The organism is Paenirhodobacter sp. YD-8 (assembly GCF_056590935.1).
In genome coordinates this window covers 782,969-801,455 of record NZ_CM152649.1, presented here as the reverse complement: position 1 = coordinate 801,455, position 18,487 = coordinate 782,969, and the positions used below count along the sequence as shown (strand labels likewise).

19 protein-coding genes and 1 riboswitch are annotated in these 18,487 nt (G+C 69.8%); of the genes, 8 read left to right on the top strand and 11 right to left on the bottom strand.

The genetic code is table 11. The annotated features are described in order from the left end of the window. Positions 1–26 precede the first annotated feature (26 nt). Positions 27–800 carry an NYN domain-containing protein gene (locus tag AC0QTQ_RS03935; protein ID WP_480258341.1) on the top strand — a complete coding sequence of 258 codons (774 nt, stop codon included), beginning with the start codon at positions 27–29 and terminating at the stop codon, positions 798–800. A 12-nt stretch (positions 801–812) separates the two neighbouring features. On the opposite strand, the gene AC0QTQ_RS03930 is transcribed toward AC0QTQ_RS03935, so the two are convergent. Together AC0QTQ_RS03930 and aroC are read right to left on the bottom strand one after the other, a co-directional pair. After that, on the bottom strand, positions 813–1,442 hold the full coding sequence (locus AC0QTQ_RS03930; RefSeq protein ID WP_480258340.1) for a TetR/AcrR family transcriptional regulator: 630 nt from the start codon (positions 1,440–1,442) through the stop codon (positions 813–815). 91 nt (positions 1,443–1,533) lie between these two features. After that, positions 1,534–2,634: a chorismate synthase gene (aroC, locus tag AC0QTQ_RS03925; protein ID WP_480258339.1), complete on the bottom strand. Its 1,101-nt coding sequence runs from the start codon at positions 2,632–2,634 to the stop codon at positions 1,534–1,536. Positions 2,635–2,789: 155 nt separating this feature from the next. On the opposite strand from aroC, the gene AC0QTQ_RS03920 reads away from it, so the two are divergent. The 4 genes from AC0QTQ_RS03920 to thiQ all read left to right on the top strand — a co-directional run bounded on the left by AC0QTQ_RS03920 (position 2,790) and on the right by thiQ (position 6,824). Next, positions 2,790–3,206 carry an SRPBCC family protein gene (locus AC0QTQ_RS03920; protein ID WP_480258338.1) on the top strand — a complete coding sequence of 139 codons (417 nt, stop codon included), beginning with the start codon at positions 2,790–2,792 and terminating at the stop codon, positions 3,204–3,206. A gap of 270 nt (positions 3,207–3,476) precedes the next feature. Next, positions 3,477–3,584, top strand: a riboswitch (TPP riboswitch). Between the two features lie 39 nt (positions 3,585–3,623). Next, positions 3,624–4,613, top strand: a complete 990-nt coding sequence (locus AC0QTQ_RS03915) for a thiamine ABC transporter substrate-binding protein (protein WP_480258337.1) — start codon at positions 3,624–3,626, stop codon at positions 4,611–4,613. After that, positions 4,589–6,145, top strand: coding sequence for an ABC transporter permease family protein (locus AC0QTQ_RS03910; protein WP_480258336.1), 1,557 nt, complete (start codon positions 4,589–4,591; stop codon positions 6,143–6,145). Before AC0QTQ_RS03915 ends, AC0QTQ_RS03910 begins: the two co-directional genes overlap by 25 nt. Beyond that, on the top strand, positions 6,129–6,824 hold the full coding sequence (thiQ, locus tag AC0QTQ_RS03905; RefSeq protein ID WP_480258335.1) for a thiamine ABC transporter ATP-binding protein: 696 nt from the start codon (positions 6,129–6,131) through the stop codon (positions 6,822–6,824). The genes AC0QTQ_RS03910 and thiQ overlap by 17 nt, the downstream gene beginning before the upstream one ends. 53 nt (positions 6,825–6,877) lie before the next feature. Here thiQ and AC0QTQ_RS03900 read toward each other — a convergent pair whose 3' ends face one another. Beyond that, complete coding sequence (locus tag AC0QTQ_RS03900) at positions 6,878–8,008, bottom strand: S-(hydroxymethyl)glutathione dehydrogenase/class III alcohol dehydrogenase (RefSeq protein WP_480258334.1); 1,131 nt, start codon at positions 8,006–8,008, stop codon at positions 6,878–6,880. A 71-nt stretch (positions 8,009–8,079) separates the two neighbouring features. On the opposite strand from AC0QTQ_RS03900, the gene AC0QTQ_RS03895 reads away from it, so the two are divergent. Further along, positions 8,080–8,415 carry a hypothetical protein gene (locus AC0QTQ_RS03895; RefSeq protein ID WP_121531972.1) on the top strand — a complete coding sequence of 112 codons (336 nt, stop codon included), beginning with the start codon at positions 8,080–8,082 and terminating at the stop codon, positions 8,413–8,415. A 274-nt stretch (positions 8,416–8,689) separates the two neighbouring features. After that, positions 8,690–9,037 (top strand): DUF2794 domain-containing protein, encoded by a 348-nt coding sequence (locus AC0QTQ_RS03890; protein WP_113899826.1) that lies wholly within the window; start codon positions 8,690–8,692, stop codon positions 9,035–9,037. Here the strand turns inward: AC0QTQ_RS03890 and AC0QTQ_RS03885 are convergent. The 3 genes from AC0QTQ_RS03885 to AC0QTQ_RS03875 all read right to left on the bottom strand — a co-directional run bounded on the left by AC0QTQ_RS03885 (position 9,034) and on the right by AC0QTQ_RS03875 (position 11,749). Beyond that, positions 9,034–9,864: a C40 family peptidase gene (locus tag AC0QTQ_RS03885; RefSeq protein ID WP_480258333.1), complete on the bottom strand. Its 831-nt coding sequence runs from the start codon at positions 9,862–9,864 to the stop codon at positions 9,034–9,036. The two genes, AC0QTQ_RS03890 and AC0QTQ_RS03885, sit on opposite strands and share 4 nt — an antisense overlap. Next, entirely contained in the window at positions 9,861–11,261 is a 1,401-nt protein-coding gene (locus AC0QTQ_RS03880) for a leucyl aminopeptidase family protein (protein WP_480258332.1), read from the bottom strand. Before AC0QTQ_RS03880 ends, AC0QTQ_RS03885 begins: the two co-directional genes overlap by 4 nt. 101 nt (positions 11,262–11,362) lie before the next feature. Beyond that, the gene (locus AC0QTQ_RS03875) at positions 11,363–11,749 is read right to left on the bottom strand and encodes a hypothetical protein (protein WP_480258331.1); all 387 of its coding nucleotides are present in this window, start codon (positions 11,747–11,749) and stop codon (positions 11,363–11,365) included. A gap of 174 nt (positions 11,750–11,923) precedes the next feature. Here AC0QTQ_RS03875 and AC0QTQ_RS03870 point away from each other — a divergent pair, with 174 nt between their 5' ends. Beyond that, positions 11,924–12,574 (top strand): carbonic anhydrase, encoded by a 651-nt coding sequence (locus AC0QTQ_RS03870; RefSeq protein WP_480258330.1) that lies wholly within the window; start codon positions 11,924–11,926, stop codon positions 12,572–12,574. A gap of 71 nt (positions 12,575–12,645) precedes the next feature. Here AC0QTQ_RS03870 and AC0QTQ_RS03865 read toward each other — a convergent pair whose 3' ends face one another. The 5 genes from AC0QTQ_RS03865 to AC0QTQ_RS03845 all read right to left on the bottom strand — a co-directional run bounded on the left by AC0QTQ_RS03865 (position 12,646) and on the right by AC0QTQ_RS03845 (position 18,409). Next, positions 12,646–14,229: a DUF4139 domain-containing protein gene (locus AC0QTQ_RS03865; protein WP_480258329.1), complete on the bottom strand. Its 1,584-nt coding sequence runs from the start codon at positions 14,227–14,229 to the stop codon at positions 12,646–12,648. Positions 14,230–14,465: 236 nt separating this feature from the next. After that, a complete protein-coding gene (locus AC0QTQ_RS03860; protein WP_121531961.1) occupies positions 14,466–15,488 on the bottom strand; it encodes an aspartate-semialdehyde dehydrogenase in 1,023 nt (340 codons plus the stop codon). A gap of 69 nt (positions 15,489–15,557) precedes the next feature. After that, the gene (locus AC0QTQ_RS03855; protein ID WP_480258328.1) at positions 15,558–16,175 is read right to left on the bottom strand and encodes a glycosyltransferase family 29 protein; all 618 of its coding nucleotides are present in this window, start codon (positions 16,173–16,175) and stop codon (positions 15,558–15,560) included. Further along, a complete protein-coding gene (locus tag AC0QTQ_RS03850) occupies positions 16,172–17,209 on the bottom strand; it encodes a glycosyltransferase family 4 protein (RefSeq protein WP_480258327.1) in 1,038 nt (345 codons plus the stop codon). Before AC0QTQ_RS03850 ends, AC0QTQ_RS03855 begins: the two co-directional genes overlap by 4 nt. 9 nt (positions 17,210–17,218) lie before the next feature. Beyond that, the gene (locus AC0QTQ_RS03845) at positions 17,219–18,409 is read right to left on the bottom strand and encodes an MFS transporter (protein WP_480258326.1); all 1,191 of its coding nucleotides are present in this window, start codon (positions 18,407–18,409) and stop codon (positions 17,219–17,221) included. Positions 18,410–18,487 lie beyond the last annotated feature (78 nt).

Below are 18,487 nucleotides of genomic sequence, written 5' to 3'. Positions count from 1 at the left end.
ATAGTCTCGCCGTCAAAGGAGACCCCATGACCCAGCCCCGCGCGCCCCGCCTGTGCGTCCTGATCGACGCCGACAACATCCCCTGCGCCCATGCGGAAGCGATCTTCGAGGAGATCGCCGGCCTCGGCGAGGCCTCGGTGCGGCGCATCTACGGCGACTGGTCGGCGCAGCGGCTGGCCGGCTGGGCGAAGAAGGTGAACTCGCTCGGCCTCGTCGCCGACCAGCAATTCGCCAATACCAAGGGCAAGAACGCCTCCGACATCGGCCTCGTCATCGCGGCGATGGACTTCCTGCACTCGGGCCTCTTCGACGGTTTCGTGCTGGTCTCCTCGGACAGCGACTTCACCCGCCTCGCCTCGCGCATCCGCGAGCAGGGGCTCGATGTCTATGGCATCGGCGAGAAGAAGACCCCCGAGGCCTTCCGCAACGCCTGCAAGCGCTTCATCTATGTCGAAAACCTCGGCGCCGAGGAGGCCCCGGCCCCGATGGTCGAGACCGGCTCCGAGGCGCAGCCCTCGACCCCGTCGACGGCGATGCCCACCGCTCCGGCGCCGACCGCCTCGGGCAAGCTCGCGCCGCCGCAGGCGATCCCGCTCGTCGTCGCGGCGATGAAGCGCATCGGGCTCGAGGAGGACTGGTATTCGCTCGGCCAGATCGGCCAGTTCATCACCCAGGCGAACCCGGATTTCGACACCCGCACCTATGGCTGCGCGAAACTGTCGGATCTGCTGCGCAAGACCGGCCGCTTCGAGGTGAAGCAGGGCCAGGGCAACCACCTGATGGTGCGCGACAAGGCCTGAACCCCGCGCGCCTCAGCCCTTCACGCCATAGCGGGCAAGGAACATCTCGACCGCGCCGTCGACGGTGCGCTTGATGTGATGGGCGGTGCAGCAGCAGCTCCCCTCGAAGAGCAGCCGGGCGTGGATGTCGGCCTTGCACAGCTCGATGAACTGATCGGCCGCAAGGTCGAAATCCTCGATCGCCAGCTCGCCGCGTTCGACCGCGCATTTCAGGTAATCGACCAGCCGGTTGTGCAGCAGCATCGGCCCAGCCTGGTAGAACCCCTGCTTCAGCTGCGGAAAGCGGTCGCCCTCGGCGACGCAGATCCGGAAGAAGCCGAAGCCGAAATCCGACGACATGAACTCGACGATCCGGCCGCCGGCAAAGCCCAGCACCTCGCGCGGCGGGGCACCGGCCGCCAGAAGCTCACCCGCCTCGTCGGCCTGGCGCGCGCATTCGCCCCGCGCCACCTCGAGAAACAGCAGCTTCTTGTCGGGGAAATAGCTGTAGAGCGTGGCCTTCGACACCCCCGCCTCGCGCGCGATATCGTCGACCGAGGCGCCCTCGAAGCCGTCGCGCAGGAAGATCTTGCGCGCCCCCTCGAGCACCTGGTCGAACTTGCGCCCCTTGCGGATAGCCGGTTTCGTCTCTGTCTGCGCCATCTTGCCCCCTGCCCGCGACCTTGCGGGCCCCCCAGCATAGCCCCTCCGCTCCGGCCGGAGCAAGGGAGCCGATCGCGCAGCCGTGAGCGGCTCAGCCGATCCGGCCGCGGGTGCCGCCGGTCTGGCCGCGATCCAGCAGCAGGTGATCGAGGATGACACAGGCCATCATCGCCTCGGCCACCGGCACCGCGCGAATGCCGACGCAGGGGTCGTGGCGGCCCTTGGTGATGACCTCGACCTCGTTGCCGGCGACGTCGATCGAGCGGCGCGGCGTCAGGATCGAGGAAGTCGGCTTGACCGAGAAGCGCAGCACGATCGGCTGGCCGGTGGTGATGCCGCCGAGGATGCCGCCGGCGTGGTTGGTCTCGTAGACCGGGCCCGAGGGCCCCATGCGGATCTGGTCGGCATTCTCGGCGCCGGTGAGCCCCGCCGCCGCCATGCCCTCGCCGATCTCGACCGCCTTGACCGCGTTGATCGACATCATCGCCGCGGCCAGATCGCTGTCCATCTTGGCATAGATCGGCGCGCCGAGCCCGGGCGGGCAGCCCTCGGCCACCACCTCGATCATCGCGCCGACCGAATTCTGGTTCTTGCGCACCGCCTCGAGGTAATCGGCCCATTCGTCAACGACCGCCGCATCGGGGATGAAGAACGGGTTGCGCAGGATCTCGTCGCGGTCGAACCGCTCGCGGCTGATGTGCTTCACCCCCATCTGCACCATGTAGCCGGTGATCCGCAGACCGGGCACCAGCGCCTTCAGCACCGCCTGCGCGACGCCCCCCGCCGCGACCCGCGCCGCGGTTTCCCGCGCGCTCGACCGGCCGCCGCCGCGATAGTCGCGGATGCCGTATTTCTGGTGATAGGCAAGGTCGGCATGGCCCGGGCGGAACTGCCGGGCGATCTCGCCGTAATCCTTGCTGCGCTGATCGGTGTTCTCGATCATCAGCTGGATCGGCGTGCCGGTGGTGCGGCCCTCGAAGGTGCCCGACAGGATCTTCACCCGGTCGGGTTCCTGCCGCTGCGTCGTCATCTTCGACTGGCCCGGACGGCGGCGGTCGAGGAAGACCTGGATGAACTCTTCCGAGATCTCGATGCCGGGCGGGCAGCCGTCGACCGTGGCGCCAAGTGCGGGCCCGTGGCTTTCGCCCCAGGTGGTGACGCGGAACATGTGTCCGAAGGTGTTGTAGCTCATCGCGGGCCTCCCCTTTGCCTTTCTCCTAAGGCATGGCGGCGTGTCGATAAACTGGAAAGTGCGGCGATGCGCGCGGCGACCCCCCGTGCTCCTTACAGCCAATTGACGCAACGCCAGCCGCCTGCGACACTTTCCCGGCACAGGAGGAGCCCGCCATGGCAGCCGAGCAGCTCACGATCGCCGCCACCATCGCCGCCACGCCCTGCACCACCTGGCGCGCCTGGACCGACCCCGCCCATATCACGCGCTGGAACTTCGCCTCGCCCGACTGGCACTGCCCGCGGGCCGAGGTCGACCTGCGCCCGGGCGGCAGATACCTCGCCCGGATGGAGGCGAAGGACGGCAGTTTCGGCTTCGACCTCGAGGCGGTCTTCGACATCGTCGAGCCCGAGCGGCGCATCGCCTTCACCCTGTCCGACGGGCGGCGCGCCGTGACCACCTTCGAGGCGATCGGCGGCGGCACCCGCGTCACCACCACCTTCGACGCGGAAACCGAAAACCCGGTCGAGATGCAGCGCGCCGGCTGGCAGGCGATCCTCGACAATTTCGCGCGCTACGCCGCCGCACTCTGACCGGCGCTCGCGGTCTGCGCCTCGGGCCAGGCAGGACATGCCCGGAACCACCGCGTCGTGCGGCGCGGTCGCGCAGCGAAGCCTCCCCTTTCCAAGCCCGGCGGACGGAGGGGGCGCTGCCCCCGCTCCTGCGGAGCCCCCCGAGGTATTTCGGGCAAGATGAAAGCCCGCCGCTTCTTCCTGGCAAAAATACCTCCGCCGGAGGCGCCGCCCGAGGCACGCGCTCCTGCCGCGATTTTCCTTGCATCGCCCCTGCGCGGCCCTATCCTGCGCCCCACCTCGGGGTGCCCGGGCCCGAAAGCCCGGCTGAGATGCGCAAGCGAACCCGTTGAACCTGAACCGGTTAAGACCGGCGGAGGGAAGGTATCCGGGCACTCTCCCGGCCTGACCCCGTCCGTCACGCCATTGGAGAGACCGATGAAGAAAACTCTGATGCTGGCGGCATGTCTGATCGCGGCGAGCCCCGCGCTCGCCGAAGACAAGCCCGTCCTCACCGTCTATGCGCCCGACTATTTCACCTCGGAATGGGGCCCGGGCCCCGCGATCGAGGCGGGCTTCGAGAAAGACTGCGGCTGCGATCTGCGCTTCGTGGCGGGCGACGTGCTGCCGCGGATCCTGCTCGAGGGCGACAAGACCGCAGCCGATGTCGCGATCGGGCTGAACACCGATGTGATGGCCCGCGCCCGCGCCACCGGCCTCTTCGCGCCGCATGGCGAGGATGTCGGCCGCCTGACCCTGCCGATCGCCTGGACCGACGTCATCTTCCTGCCCTTCGACTGGAGCGAGACCGCCTTCGTCTATGACAGGACGAAGCTGAAGACCCCGCCGAAGTCGTTCCAGGATCTGCTCGACGCGCCCGCCGATGCCTACAAGATCGCGATCGAGGATCCGCGCTCGGCAATCTCGGGGCTCGCCCTCCTGCTCTGGGTCAAGGCGGTCTATGGCGAGAAGGCCGGCGAAGCCTGGGAAAAGCTCGCGCCCAAGGTGCTGACCGTCACCCACGACTGGTCCACCGCCTATGGTATCTTCACCGATGGCGAGGTCGACATGGTGCTCAGCTTCACCACCTCGCCCGCCTATCACCGCATCGCCGAGAACGACGACACCAAGGTCGCCGCGATCTTCCCCGAGGGGCATTATTTCTACACCGAGGTGGCGGCGCAGCTGAAGACCTCGAAACAGCCCGTGCTCGCGCAGAAATTCATGGACTACCTGCTGTCGGACGCGTTCCAGGGCATGATCGCCACCGCGAACTGGTCCTATCCCGCGATCATCAAGCCGGGCTTCCTGCCCGAGGGCTTCGAGACCCTGCCGCGGCCGGAAAAGAGCCTGTTCTTCTCCGAGACCGAGGCCGAGGCGCTGCGCGGCCCGGCGCTCGAGGAATGGCGGGCGGCCTTCGGCAAGTGAGCCCCGCGCGCGCCCTTCCGGCGGCGCTGGCGGCGGTGCTTGCCGCGGCGCTGGTGCTCGCCCCCCTGGCCGCGGTGATCGGCCGGGCCGGGGGGCTGTCGGCGCTGACGCGGGCCGACGGGGCGGCGCTGTGGTTCACGCTGTGGCAGGCGGCGCTGTCGGCGCTGCTGTCGTGCCTGCTTGCGGTGCCGGTTGCCCGCGCGCTCTACCGGCGCCGTTTCCCGGGGCGCGAGGCGCTCATTGCGCTGATGGGCGCGCCCTTCCTGCTGCCCTCGATCGTCGCGATCCTCGGGCTGATCGCGGTCTTCGGCCGGCGCGGCGCGCTGAACGCCGCGCTTGCCGCGCTCGGCCTGCCCACGCTCAGCGTCTATGGCGCGCATGGGGTGATCCTCGCCCATGTCTTCTTCAACCTGCCGCTCGCCACGCGGATGGTGCTGCACGGCTGGCAGGCGATCCCGTCCGAGCGGCTGCGGCTGGCCGCCAGCCTCGGCCTCGGCCCGGCCGAGGTGACGCGCCATCTCGAGCGGCCGATGCTGCGCGCGGTGCTGCCCGGCGCGGCGCTCGCCATCTTCCTCGTCTGCCTCAGTTCCTTCGCCGTGGCGCTGGTGCTGGGCGGCGGGCCGCGGGCGACGACGGTCGAGCTGGCGATCTATCAGGCCTTCCGCTTCGATGCCGATCTCGGGCGGGCGGCAGCGCTGGCGCTGGTGCAGGTGGGGCTGGCGCTCGCGGCGCTCGCACTCGCCGCACGCTTCACCCTGCCCGCGGGCTTCGGCGCCGGGCTTGACCGGCCGGGCGCCCCCCTGCCCTCCCCGGGCCTGCGCCGGATCAAGGACGGCGTGGCGATCACCCTTGCCGCGGCCTTCCTGATCGCCCCCCTCGGCGCGATCGCGCTGCGCGGGCTGCCGGCGCTCACGGACCTGCCGCCCTCGGTCTGGCGCGCCGCCGCGACCTCGCTCGCGCTTGCCGCGGGCTCGACGGTTCTCACCCTCGCCCTCGCCCTGCCGCTTTCCCTTGCCGCCCCCCGCGCCCGCTGGGCCGAGGCGGCGGCGATGCTGCCGATGGCGGCCTCTCCCCTCGTCCTCGGCACCGGGCTCTTTCTCCTTGCGCGCCCCGTCGTCAGCCCCACCGCCCTCACCCTGCCGGTCACGCTGATCGTCAATGCCGCGATGAGCCTGCCCTTCGCGCTGCGCCTGCTGCTGCCCGAGGTGCGCAGCCTGCAGGCCGATTACGACCGGCTGGCCGCCGCGCTGAACCTGACGGGCCTCGCGCGGCTGCGGCTGCTGACCCTGCCCCGCCTCGCGCGGCCGCTCGGCTTTGCCGCGGGGATCGCCGCCGCCTTCTCGATGGGCGATCTCGGCGTCATCACCCTCTTCTCCGACGGCCGCACCCAGACCCTGCCGCTTGCGCTTTACGCGCTGATGGGCAGCTACCGGATGGATCAGGCCGCCGGCGCCGCCTGCCTGCTGATGGGCCTCACCTTCGCGCTCTTCTGGGCGCTCGACCGGATCGGACGCCATGCTGACCCTCGATGATCTTCTGCTGGAACAGGGCGACTTCCGCCTGAGCGCCGACCTGACGGTGACCAGAGGCGCGCGCGTCGCGGTGATGGGGCCGTCGGGCGCGGGCAAGTCGACGCTGCTCGCCGCGATCGCGGGCTTCCTCGCCCCGGCGCGCGGCCGGATCCTGTGGTCTGGCACCGACATCACCCGCCTTGCCCCGGGCGCGCGGCCGCTCTCGATCCTGTTCCAGGACCAGAACCTCTTCCCGCATCTGAGCGTCGAACAGAACATCGGCCTCGGCCTCGACCCGAAGCTCCGCCTTGGCCGGGCCGAGCACACCCGGATCGCGGAGGCCCTCGCGCAAGTTGGGCTCGACGGCATGGCCCGGCGCAAGCCCGCCGAGCTCTCGGGCGGGCAGCAAAGCCGTGTCGCCCTTGCCCGCACGCTGCTGCGCGACCGCCCGCTCCTGCTGCTCGATGAACCCTTCGCGGCGCTTGGGCCCGCACTCAAGGCCGAGATGCTCGCCCTCGTCGCCACGATCGCCTCGGCCCAGGGCACGACGGTGCTGATGGTCAGCCACGACCCGGCCGATGCCCGCAGCCTCTGCCCCGAGACGATCCTCGTGGCAGAGGGCCGGGCACTGCCACCGCAGCCGACCGCGCCGCTGCTCGACAGCCCGCCGCCGGCCTTGCGGGCCTATCTGGGCGACTGATCTTTCCCGGCGGAAAGGCTCTGGGGGGCCGGGGGCAAGGCCCCCGGCCGGCCTCAGTAGATCACCACCGAACGGATCGACTCGCCCTTGTGCATCAGATCGAAGGCCTCGTTGATGCGCTCGAGCGGCAGGGTGTGGGTGATCATCGAGTCGATCTCGATCTTGCCGTTCATGTACCAGTCGACGATGCCCGGCACGTCGGTGCGCCCGCGCGCGCCACCGAAGGCGGTGCCCTTCCAGACGCGCCCGGTCACCAGCTGGAACGGCCGGGTCTGGATCTCGGCCCCCGCCGGCGCCACGCCGATCACCACCGACACGCCCCAGCCGCGATGCGTGCATTCGAGCGCGTCGCGCATCACCTGCACATTGCCAGTGCAGTCGAAGCTGTAATCGGCGCCGCCGATCTGGTCGAAGGGGGTCTTCGTCATGTTGACGATATGCTGCACGATGCCGCCCTCGATCTTCTTCGGATTGACGAAATGCGTCATCCCGAAGCGACGGCCCCACTCTTCCTTGTCGTCGTTCAGATCGACGCCGATGATCATGTCGGCGCCGGCCATCTTCAGGCCCTGGATGACGTTCAGGCCGATGCCGCCCAGACCGAAGACCACCGCCTTCGCACCGATCTCGACCTTCGCGGTGTTCAGCACCGCGCCGATGCCGGTGGTGACGCCGCAACCGACATAGCACACCTTGTCGAAGGGCGCGTCGTCGCGGATCTTGGCGAGCGCGATCTCGGGCACCACGGTGTGGTTGGCGAAGGTCGAGCAGCCCATGTAGTGATGGATCGGCGTGCCATCGAGCATCGAGAAGCGCGTGGTGCCGTCGGGCAGCAGCCCCTGCCCCTGGGTCGAGCGGATCGCGGTGCACAGGTTCGTCTTGCGGCTGAGGCAGGACGGGCATTCGCGGCATTCCGGGGTGTAGAGCGGAATCACGTGATCGCCCGGCTTCAGCGTCGTCACGCCCTCGCCGACTTCCAGCACCACACCGGCGCCCTCATGGCCGAGAATCGCCGGGAAGATCCCCTCGGGGTCGGCTCCCGACAACGTGAATTCGTCGGTGTGGCAGATGCCCGTTGCCTTGATTTCGACCAGAACCTCGCCCTTCTTCGGGCCTTCCAGGTTCACTTCCATGATTTCAAGCGGTTTTCCGGGGGCAACAGCCACTGCGGCACGGGTTCTCATCGGCGTTTCCTCGCTGTATAGAGAGGGCAAACTGAGCCAATATGCCCGTCAACGCAAGCAATGGGTGCGACATGTTGTTCCGAATTTCCGTCATAGCCACCTGTGCGGTGCTCCTCGCCGCCTGCCAGACCACGACCCGGGAGGAGCCGGCCGAGCCGATGCCGACGCCGCACCTGACGCCGAAGGTCACCGAGGGCGCGCTCGAGCAGCGCGAGCCCGACACCTGCCACGCCGCCGATTACGTCTCGGCGCTTGGCCAGCCCGGCTCGGTGATCCCGACGCTCGGCATCTCGCGTCCGATCAATGTCGTCGAATGGCGCGGGCTCGAGCCGCAGGAATACAACCCGCAGCGCATCGTGTTCCGTCTCGACCAGACCGGCAAGATCTTCAACATCGATTGCGGCTGAGCCCCGGCGCAGCGTCCCGACGACAAAACCCCGCCCTTTCGGGCGGGGTTTTTGCATCTGGGGCGCGGAAAGCCTCCCGGGGGCGCGAACTGGGTGGGGGCTTTCGACCGCATCCCCGGGAGGCAGCGTTTTCCGCTGCCCCGATCCTCCACCGCGATCGCGGCGGAATGCGGCGGCAAAGCGGGTCTTTTGCGGGCCGTTTCACGGCGATTTCATGGCGCCCGCCCCGCCGCGCGGGCTTGATTTGCCGGCGCCGCGGTGTCACCCTTTTGTCATGACGGTCCAGTCGCCCACGCCCTTTCCCGCCCAGCCCTCTGCCCCGCAGCAGATCGCCTTCGATCGGCAGGAGCTTGGCGCGATTCTCACCCTTTACGGCCGGATGGTCGCCGCCGGCGAATGGCGCGACTATGGCATGAGCTTCCTGCGCGACGTCGCGATCTTCGCGGTCTTCCGCCGCGCCGCCGAGAATCCGCTCTACCGCATCGAGAAGCGCCCCGCCCTGCGCAACCGGCAGGGCATGTATGCGGTGATCGGCATGGACGGGCAGGTGCTCAAGCGCGGGCAGGATCTGGCGACCGTGCTGCGCGTGCTTGAACGCAAGCTGATCCGCCCGGTCGACTAGGCGCCGGGCCGCTTCAGCCCGAGGAAGGGCCCGTCGCCCGCCGCCTCGATCCGCGCCAGACAGGCGGCGATGCCCTCATGTGCGACGCTCATCGTGTGGCCGTTCGCGTGGATCAGCCGCTCGCCGTCGCAGGCCATGGCGACATGCCCCTTCCAGAAGAACAGGTCACCCCGCTGCGGCACCGTGCCCGCGGGCAGGAAATCGCCGAAGGCGCGGCTCTGCTGGTCGGAATCCGCCGGACAGACGCGCCCGCACAGGGCAAGCGCGATCTGCACGAGGCCCGAGCAGTCGATCCCCTCGCGCGAATTGCCGCCCCACAGATAGGGCGTGCCCAGCAGCCGCTCGGCCACCGCGACCGGGTCGGTCTCGGGCGGGGCGAGCGGGCGCAGATGCGGACGCGGCACGTATCCCTCGGCGATGCGCAGGAATTTCGCGTCTTCGTCGAGCACCGCAAGCCGCGCGCCAAGGCTGAGCGACATCACCTCGCCGCGCTTGATCGAGGCTTCGCGATAGACATGGGTCGCGGCGGCGCTGACGACATGGGTCGGCCGCGCGGGCGCGCCGAACGCCACCGCGGGAACCCAGCCGCAATAGCCGTCCGCCGCGGCCTGCACGAAGGCCGCCGCCCCGCGCCGCTCGATCACCGTGACCGCGGCGCCGAAGATCAGCTGACGGTCGCGCAGCGCGCCGGGCGCGGGGCTCAGATCGACCACCGGCAGGATAACGCGGGCGGGCTCGCCCTCGGTGAAGGCCTCGGCCGCCACCTGCCCGCGCAGGGTTTCAAGCGCGATGCGGCCCGAGAACGGGGTGAGGCGCCGGTCACTCACAGCCCGAGCACCCCGGGCAGCGCGGCAAGGATCGCCCGCGCGCCCTGCCCGACCGCGCCCTTCGGCCGGCCGGGCGCCGCTGCGGGCTGCCAGCCGTAGATGTCGAAATGGGCGAACCGCTCGGTCTCGGTCACAAAGCGGCGCAGGAACAGCGCGGCGGTGATCGAGCCCGCCATGCCACCCGAGGGCGCATTGTCGAGATCGGCGATGCCGGGCTCGATCAGCGTCTCGTAGGGCTCCCACAGCGGCATCCGCCAGAGCGGGTCGGCGACCGCCCCCGCCGCCCCGGCCAGCGCCGCGGCAAGGGCGTCGTCATCGGTGTAGAAGGGCGGAACCTCGGGGCCAAGCGCCACGCGGGCGGCGCCGGTCAGCGTCGCCATGCACAGGATCAGGTCCGGGCAGGCCTCGTCGGCCGCGGCCAGCGCATCGGCCAGCACCAGCCGCCCCTCGGCGTCGGTGTTGTTGATCTCGACCGTCAGCCCCTTGCGCGAGGTGTAGATGTCCTGCGGCCGGAAGGCGGCGCCCGAGACCGCATTCTCGACCGCCGGGATCAGCACCCGCAGCCGCAAGGGCAGCGCGAGCGCCATGATCATCGCGGCAAGGCCGAGCACGGTGGCCGCGCCCCCCATGTCCTTCTTCATCAGCCCCATCGACGAGCCGGGCTTCAGGTTCAGCCCGCCGGTGTCGAAGCACACGCCCTTGCCGACGAGCGCAAGCTCCGGCCCCTCGCCGCCCCAGCTCAGCTCGATCAGCCGCGGCGCGCGCGGACTGGCCCGGCCGACGGCGTGAATGAGCGGATAGCCCTGCGCCAGAAGGTCATCGCCCGCGATCACGCTCACCGTCGCGCCGTGGCGACCGGCCAGCGCCCGCACCGCGGCTTCGAGCTCGTCGGGCCCCATGTCGTTCGGCGGCGTGTTGATCAGATCGCGGGTCAGCGCCTCGCCTGCCGCAATCGCCTCGAGCCGCGCGGCATCGACGCCCGCCGGGCAGACAAGCCGCGCGCCGGGCGCCTTCGCCGGCGCATAGCGGCCAAAGCGATAGCCCTCGAACAACCAGCCAAGCGCCTCGGTCTCGGCCTCGGGAAGATCGGTCGCCAGCCGCCAGGCACCGGCGGGAAGCGCAGCCGCGGCACGGGCGAGCGGGAAGCGGCCACGGCGGCGTTTCGCGGCACTGCCCCAGCCGAAAAGCGCCCCCTCGAGCGCGCCCGAAGCACCTGGCAGCAGGCACAGCGTGCCCGCGGCCCCGTCGAAGCCCTGCGCCTGCGCGAAGGCCCGCTGCGCCGGGCTCAGATCCGCGGGCAGCTCGGCGCCGCTGTCCACCAGCCACAGCGGCAGGGCCGCGGCATCAGCGGGGGCAAAACGCATCTCGGGGTGGTCAGAAAAGGGCGCGTCGGTCATCTCGGTCTCCGGACAGGCGGAGCGCCGCCGCCCCGCGCCGCAAGGGTAGCGCCCCGACCGGCAGCCGCAACCCCCGGCCCCGCATCACGATCGGGCGAGGCTCAGCCGCGGCGTCCGGCCAGCACACCCATCGCCGAAAGCGAACGCTCGCCGATGCGGATCAGCCGCGCGGTCACGGCCTCGAGCGCCGGACGGTCGTCGCGGGCGCAGCAGTCCTGCAGATCGCGCGCCACGCGCGCGAGCCCGATCATCCCGACCTGATCGGCCAGCCGCTCGACCTCGACCGCGGTCCAGGCCGCCTGCTCGGCATCGCCCTGCCCGACCGCCAGCTCGATGCGGGCGAATTGCTCGATCAGATCCTGCCGTGTGGCCGAGATCAGATGCGCGGCGTCGATCCGGCCGAGCCGAGCCGCCAGCCTCAGCACGCGGTCGGGATCGACACGCACGCCCTCCTCGATCCGGATACTGGACACGGTTCCCACAGCCATCCTCCTTCCCACAGTGCGCAGCCTGGCGCCGCGCGCGGTCTCCTCCGAAACCAGACTGGCACGGATGCCTCAAGAAAACGTTGAGACCTTGGCCAAAGAATGACGGCCGCGAAAATTTCCTCGCACTTGCACGCGGCTCGGCCTATCTAGTGCCTGCAATCAATGGGGATCACGATGAAGGAACACGTTCGGCCTCTGCCTTCGTATCTGGTCAGCCGCTATCATGGCTGGAAAGCGACCACCTACACGGAAAACCGCTCCTGGTATCGCCGCCTCGCCGATGAAGGCCAGCGCCCGCGAGCGATGATCATCGCCTGCTGCGACTCGCGGGTCCACGTGACCTCGATCTTCGGCGCCGACTCGGGCGAGTTCTTCAGCCACCGCAACATCGCGAACCTGGTGCCGCCTTACAACCCGGACGGCGACCACCACGGCACCTCGGCCGCGGTCGAATATGCGGTGACCTCGCTCAAGGTCGCGCATCTGATCGTGCTGGGCCATTCGCAATGCGGCGGCGTGCACGGCTGCCATGCGATGTGCACCGGCCACGCGCCCGAGCTGGAGGAAAAGACCTCCTTCGTCGGCACCTGGCTGAACCTGCTGCGCCCTGCCTATGAAGAGGTGAAGGAGCTGCCCGAGGAGACGCAGATCGAGGCGCTCGAGAAGCAGGGGGTGATCACCAGCCTCGAGAACCTGATGACCTTCCCCTTCGTGCGCGCCGCGATCGAGGCGGGCAACATGACGCTGCATGGCCTGTGGCACGAGATCGGCTCGGGCGGGCTCGAGCAGTTCAACCCCGAGACCGGGGTCTTCGAACAGATCTGACGGCGCCGCCCGCAAGGGCCGGCACCGGGACGGAACAGGAAGGGGCAGCCGCAGGGCTGCCCCTTTTCATGTCATTGCAGGACCTGATCGGCCGGCCAGCGGATCGTGGTCTCCAGTTTCACCGCCTGGGTCTTGCCGGCGGCAAGGTCGAACTCCCAGGCCAGCAGCCCGCGCTTGTCGGTCCAGTCGGTCGCCGTGGGGGCCGGCGTGGCGGTCCAGTCGATCTTCAGGTCCTCCTGCTCGGAATAGGGCACCTGATCGATCAGCCGCACCGGCCAGTCGCGGCCGCTCAGGTTTTCGACCGAGATCTGCGCCACCTCGCGCCGCTCGTTCGATTTCGAGATCAGGCCGCGGTCGCCCTCGTTCGCCTCGGGGACAAGGCGCTTCAGCCGCAGCCCGTCGATCGCCCCGAAGCCGAAGCGGAACGGCGCGCCGGCCGCGACCGCGGGCATCTCGGCGGTGCCAACGACCGCGCCGTCGACGAAGAGCGTCGCCGGGCCCGGCAGCAGCGCCTCGACCCCGGTGTTGGTGCCCTCGGCCACGCGATAGGCGGTGTCGTCGCGCGCCGGCACCGCCTCGGCCAGCACCTTCGCCGGGCGTTCGAGCGTATCGAGGCCAAGGCGCAGGTTCTCGACCCCGTCGCGGATGTCGACGGGCGTCGCATAGCGATAGGTCACCGTCTCGCCCTGCATCGCAAGCGTCATCGGCATCGGCGCGGCCTCGGCCACCGGCATCGCGAAGCTGTCGGCCTCGCGCATCGCGGACTTGGCCATCACCCCCACCGGCTGTTCCGGCCCGATGCGCAGAAGCTGCGGCCAGAGCTCGGACGGATCGGTGCGGTCCGAGGGGCGCGCGGTCGACAGCGTCAGATCGACCCCGGTCCAGTCCTCGCCCGTCGCCTGCCGCACCGAGACGAAGCGGTCGATGGCAAGCCGGCCCGCCGTGCCGTCCAGGCGCAGGTCATAGCTCGGCGTCCAGCCGGCCCCCTGCACGAAGGTGGTGATCGTCAGCGTGCCCGCCCCCGTGGCGGTGACCAGCAGGGAATCGCTGCCCTTCTCGGGGTGCTCGAGCGCCGCAAGCGCCTTCTGCGCCGCCTCGAGCGCGTCGCGATCGGGCTGCAGCGCGACCTCGGCGCGGCGCACCTCGGCCTCGGCGGCGATCGCCTCACCATTCGCGGCCAGCACGCCCTCGGCCACGGTCTGGGCAAGCTTGGCGATATCGGCGGGCGCGGTGTTCGCGGTGTCGAGCCCCTTGAGGAACTCGGCCTTCGCCCGCGCCGCCTCGGCCTTGGCGCGGATCTGGGCAATGCCGTCCTGCTTTGCCGCCAGCGCCTCGGTCAGGTCGGCGACCTTCGCCCGCGCCGCGGCGAGGGCGGGCGAGACGACGTCCTCGGCCGCGGGCTGGCGCTCGTCGATCAACGTGACGGCGCCGATCGCAAGCCCCGTTCCGGTGACGCGCAGCCCGGCCGGATCGGTGCCGTCGGGCAGGTTCGGCACCAGGATCTCGCCGCCCGCGGGCACCGCGACGGTGCGGGTGACCTGCGCCCCCTCGGGGAAAAGGGTGACGGCGGTGACGGTGGCGGGCAGTGCGACCGGGGCCGCGAAGAGCGCCGCGGGGGCGGTGGATGCAAGAAGCGCGATGAAAAGGGAACGCATGGAAACTCCTCCGACTTTCCCGTGCAGGGTCGCCGGGGGGCGGTGCAAAAGCAAGAGGGCGCCGGTTCACGGCGCCCTCACGTTCAGGTCAGAGGATGGGGAGAACGGCCCGGCCCTGCGCTTGCGCTCCGGGCGTTCGCCAAAGGCACCCGGCCCTCGCTTGCGCTCCGGGCGTTCGCCGCTTCAAACGCTCCACCGGAGCGTTTGATCGGGGTGCATGGCCCCCCGACCGCGGCTCACCCCTTCTTCAGGCAACGATTGCCGAGGGTTTCGGCGATCTGCACCGCGTTCAGCGCCGCGCCCTTGCGCAGGTTGTCCGACACGCACCACAGGTTGATGCCGTTGTCGATCGTGCTGTCCTGGCGGATGCGCGAGATGAAGGTGGCGTAGTCGCCCACGCATTCCTTCGGCGTGATGTAGCCACCGTTCTCGCGCTTGTCGATCACCATGACACCGGGCGCCTCGCGCAGGATGTCGCGCGCCTCGTCCTCGTCGAGGAACTCCTCGAACTCGATGTTCACCGCTTCCGAGTGGCCGACGAAGACCGGCACGCGCACGCAGGTCGCGGTCAGCTTGATCTTCGGATCGACGATCTTCTTCGTCTCCGCGACCATCTTCCACTCTTCCTTGGTCGAGCCGTCTTCCATGAAGACGTCGATGTGCGGGATCACGTTGAAGGCGATCTCCTTGGTGAACTTCTTCGGCGGCACGTCCGAGGTCGGGTTGTAGACGGCCTTGGTCTGATCCCAGAGCTCGTCCATGCCTTCCTTGCCCGCGCCCGAGACCGACTGATAGGTCGCGACGACGACGCGCTTGATCTTGGCGCGGTCATGCAGCGGCTTCAGCGCAACGACGAGCTGCGCGGTCGAGCAGTTCGGGTTCGCGATGATGTTCTTGTTCTTGTACATCTCGACCGCTTCCGGGTTCACTTCCGGAACCACCAGCGGGATCTCCGGGTCGTAGCGGTAGAGCGACGAGTTGTCGATCACCACGCAGCCCTGCGAGGCGGCGATCGGCGCATACTTCTTCGTCGGCTCCGAGCCGATGGCAAAGAGCGCGATGTCATAGCCCGTGAAGTCGAAGCCTTCGATGTCTTTGGTCTTCAGGGTTTTGTCGCCGTAGCTGACCTCAGTGCCAAGGCTCCGGCGCGAAGCCAGAGCGACAACCTCATCAGCAGGAAACTCGCGCTCGGCGAGAATGTTCAGCATTTCGCGGCCCACATTGCCCGTGGCGCCCGCGACGACGACTTTATAGCCCATCTTGGGACCTCCATGCTCAAAGCAGGCAGGCCATATCGGAAAAGCGATGGCTTGGGAAGCGATTTGCGCTCAAATCACGCGGCTGATGCGCGAATCCCGCGCCATCAGAGCCGCGACAAATTGCGCCTCGGCGTCAAAGTCATGCGGCACCTGCTCGGCCGTGCGCCGCCCGGAGAGCGAGAGCGAGGCGAAGAAGTCGAAGCCGAAGAGGGTGAGGCGCGACAGCTCCGAGCGTGCGAAGAGGTCGATCAGCATCGCCCCGGTCGTCGGTTGCGCGCCAAGCCGCGCCTTCAGCCCGGCATAGTCGGCGCGCGGATGCAGGTAGAACCCCGGGCTCGTCGCCGTTTCCCAGTCGAGCCGCTTGCGCTTGTGGCTCATCCACAGATAGCGGCCGGGATGCAGCCGGGCGCGATCGGCGGCCGGCAGCGCGGTCGCGAGCGCCAGCCAGTCGGTGCGGGTGCCGTGGCTTTGCGCCGCGGGCATCGGCGCGCGGTTGATCCGCACCACGAGGTCATGTCCGTCGATCGCCGCGCCGTGCTGCGTCCCGGCGAGCGAGCGCGCATTGCCGACAAGCGCCACCGAACGGCCGGCCAGATCGGCCAGCAGCGCCGCCTGCGGCACCGACAGCGCGGCAAGCGGCGCCTCGCGGCGCAGGGTGCGGGCGATCAGGAAGCCGAGCCGGGTCATGCCAGCAGGTCGCGATAGAGCGCGACCAGCGCCGCGGCCTCGGTCTCGATGCGGAAGCGCGCCTCGACATGGGCGCGGGCGGCCTCGGCCGCCGCCGCGCGGCGGGCGGCATCGTCGAGGAAGGGCGCGCAGGCGGCGGCAAGCGCCGGGATGTCGCCCGGATCGACCAGCGCGCCGGTCTCGGGGGTGACGATCTCCTCGAAGGCGCCGACGCGGGTCGCCACCACCGGCACGCCGCAGGCCATCGCCTCGATCGGGGTGAGGCCGAAGCCCTCCCACCGCTGCGGCGCGACGTAGAGGTCCAGCACGCGATACCAGTCAGCCATCCTGTCGACGGTGACCTCGGGCGGGAAGAGGATGCGGTTCTCAAGCCCCGCCTCCTTCACCTTCGCCTTCAGCCCGTCGAGGAAGGCCCCCTGCCCCTCGGTCGCGCGGCCCATCACCAGGGCGGTGACGCCGGGTCGGGTCGGCAGCAGCGACAGCATCGCATCGACGAAGGCATCTGTTCCCTTCTGCGCGCGGATCCGGCCATAGCAGCCGACCAGCACCCCCTCGGGCAGGCCGAGCCGGGCGCGCAGCGCGGCGCGGCTGCGCGGCGGGGTGAAGCCCTGGGTGTCGATGCCATGCAAGATCACATGCGCCGGGCGCTCGAGATAGGCCGCAGTGCGCGACGAAGTGGCGACGACGTCGTCCATCTGCCCGATCAGCCATTTCGTATAGCCGGTGTGGCGGCGCTGGCTGGCCGAGGTGAAGAGAAGTTTCAGCTCCATCCCGAAGAGGCGTTTCAGCGCCAGCCCCAGCAGCATCTCGGTGTTGCGCCGCGCGTGCCAGACCCGGCGCCGGCGCGGCAGCAGCGGCAGGCGCCAGACGGGCACATGCGGCAGCGCGGCGGGCAGGCCCGGGCCGGTGGTGACGATGCCGATCATCCGCGCCTGCACCGGCACCAGCCGCGCGATGGTGGCGGTGACCCCCGACAGGCGGCGTTTCAGGTTCGGTGCGATGACCTCGATCGGGTCGGGAAGGGACGTCTTCATGCGGTCTTTCTAGTCGAGTGCCACGGGCTTGTCTGCCGCGAAGAGATAGAAGGCAAGCGAGAGCACCAGCGGCACGAGGAAGAACAGGAACAGCATGCCATAGGCGAAGGTCACGTCGCCCCCGGCCGAGGCCGCGCGGAACAGCGGCGCGGTGCCGAATTGCGCCACCGCGATGCCGCCGATCGACATCAGGTTCAGCACCGTCATGCCCCGCCCGACCAGATGCGCCGGGAAGAAGGCGCGGCCATGTGCCATCAGCACCGGGTAGGAGCTGCCGAAGAAGCCCACCGCGGCCAGCGCCACGGCGCCGCCGACCAGCGACATCCCGGGCATCGCGACCAGCACGGCGAGCGCCAGGCACAGGCACAGGTTCCCCACCAGAACCACGCGCTTGTGGCTGCCAAGGATGCGGTCGGCCGGCCCGTAGACGAAATTGCCCAGCACCATGGCAAGGCTCATCGCCAGCGTGACATGGCCGATGGTCAGCGCATCGGCGCCATGCACCTCGCCCGCCCAGGGCCCGGCCCAGAGGCCGCGGATGCCGGCCGAGGCGGCATTGTTGGTGAAGGCAAGCGGCAGGATCAGCAGGAAGCCCGGATTGCGCAGCACGTCGAGAAGCGAGCCGCGGCGGGCGTCATGGCCGCCCTCGCGTGCCGGGTCGCGCGCAAAGACCGCGAGCCCCGCCGCGACGACCAGCGTCGCCGCCATCAGCCCCCACATCACCGCGCGCCAGCCCCAGGCCTCGACCGCCGCCGCCATCGGCGCCGCGCCGAGGATGTTGCCCAGACTGCCGCCACCCAGAAGCGCCGCGGCCAGGATCGAGAACAGCGCCGGGCGGAAGGCATGGGCGACGACGTAATAGCCCGCCATCAGCACCGGCGAGCAGCCGAACCCCAGAAGCGCCATCGCCAGATGGATCTGCACCGCCCCCTGCGCCGTGGCGAAGAGCGCCGCGCCGCCGGCCCCGCCAAGGCCAAGAAGCAGCGCCGTCGTCATCCGCGGCCCGAAACGGTCGAGCGCGGTGCCCACCGGGATCTGCATCGCCGCGAAGGCGGCGAACCAGAAGCCGAGCGCCAGCGCCAGCTCTTCGGCGCTGATCCCGAGATCCGCCCCCAGAACCGGCGTCAGCACCGCCAGGAACACCCGGTAGAACTGGCTCAGCACATAGGCGGCCAGCAGAAAGACGATGGTCATGCGCATGGTTTCCTCCCCCCAGCCCGGCGAAGCTGACCGATGCCGCCGCGCGGTGCAAGGGGGCGGCTTGCCTGAGCGGGCCGA

What these genes read in the sequence shown, in the direction of transcription:
- thiQ (WP_480258335.1), top strand. Translation starts at nt 6,129, where the DNA reads ATGCTGACCCTCGATGATCTTCTGCTGGAACAGGGCGACTTCCGCCTG.
- AC0QTQ_RS03865 (WP_480258329.1), bottom strand. Translation starts at nt 14,229, where the DNA reads ATGCGTTCCCTTTTCATCGCGCTTCTTGCATCCACCGCCCCCGCGGCG.
- AC0QTQ_RS03930 (WP_480258340.1), bottom strand. Translation starts at nt 1,442, where the DNA reads ATGGCGCAGACAGAGACGAAACCGGCTATCCGCAAGGGGCGCAAGTTC.
- AC0QTQ_RS03880 (WP_480258332.1), bottom strand. Translation starts at nt 11,261, where the DNA reads ATGACCGACGCGCCCTTTTCTGACCACCCCGAGATGCGTTTTGCCCCC.
- AC0QTQ_RS03890 (WP_113899826.1), top strand. Translation starts at nt 8,690, where the DNA reads ATGACGGTCCAGTCGCCCACGCCCTTTCCCGCCCAGCCCTCTGCCCCG.
- aroC (WP_480258339.1), bottom strand. Translation starts at nt 2,634, where the DNA reads ATGAGCTACAACACCTTCGGACACATGTTCCGCGTCACCACCTGGGGC.
- AC0QTQ_RS03850 (WP_480258327.1), bottom strand. Translation starts at nt 17,209, where the DNA reads ATGAAGACGTCCCTTCCCGACCCGATCGAGGTCATCGCACCGAACCTG.
- AC0QTQ_RS03875 (WP_480258331.1), bottom strand. Translation starts at nt 11,749, where the DNA reads ATGGCTGTGGGAACCGTGTCCAGTATCCGGATCGAGGAGGGCGTGCGT.
- AC0QTQ_RS03870 (WP_480258330.1), top strand. Translation starts at nt 11,924, where the DNA reads ATGAAGGAACACGTTCGGCCTCTGCCTTCGTATCTGGTCAGCCGCTAT.
- AC0QTQ_RS03845 (WP_480258326.1), bottom strand. Translation starts at nt 18,409, where the DNA reads ATGCGCATGACCATCGTCTTTCTGCTGGCCGCCTATGTGCTGAGCCAG.
- AC0QTQ_RS03935 (WP_480258341.1), top strand. Translation starts at nt 27, where the DNA reads ATGACCCAGCCCCGCGCGCCCCGCCTGTGCGTCCTGATCGACGCCGAC.
- AC0QTQ_RS03920 (WP_480258338.1), top strand. Translation starts at nt 2,790, where the DNA reads ATGGCAGCCGAGCAGCTCACGATCGCCGCCACCATCGCCGCCACGCCC.
- AC0QTQ_RS03910 (WP_480258336.1), top strand. Translation starts at nt 4,589, where the DNA reads ATGGCGGGCGGCCTTCGGCAAGTGAGCCCCGCGCGCGCCCTTCCGGCG.
- AC0QTQ_RS03860 (WP_121531961.1), bottom strand. Translation starts at nt 15,488, where the DNA reads ATGGGCTATAAAGTCGTCGTCGCGGGCGCCACGGGCAATGTGGGCCGC.
- AC0QTQ_RS03900 (WP_480258334.1), bottom strand. Translation starts at nt 8,008, where the DNA reads ATGAGAACCCGTGCCGCAGTGGCTGTTGCCCCCGGAAAACCGCTTGAA.
- AC0QTQ_RS03915 (WP_480258337.1), top strand. Translation starts at nt 3,624, where the DNA reads ATGAAGAAAACTCTGATGCTGGCGGCATGTCTGATCGCGGCGAGCCCC.
- AC0QTQ_RS03855 (WP_480258328.1), bottom strand. Translation starts at nt 16,175, where the DNA reads ATGACCCGGCTCGGCTTCCTGATCGCCCGCACCCTGCGCCGCGAGGCG.
- AC0QTQ_RS03895 (WP_121531972.1), top strand. Translation starts at nt 8,080, where the DNA reads ATGTTGTTCCGAATTTCCGTCATAGCCACCTGTGCGGTGCTCCTCGCC.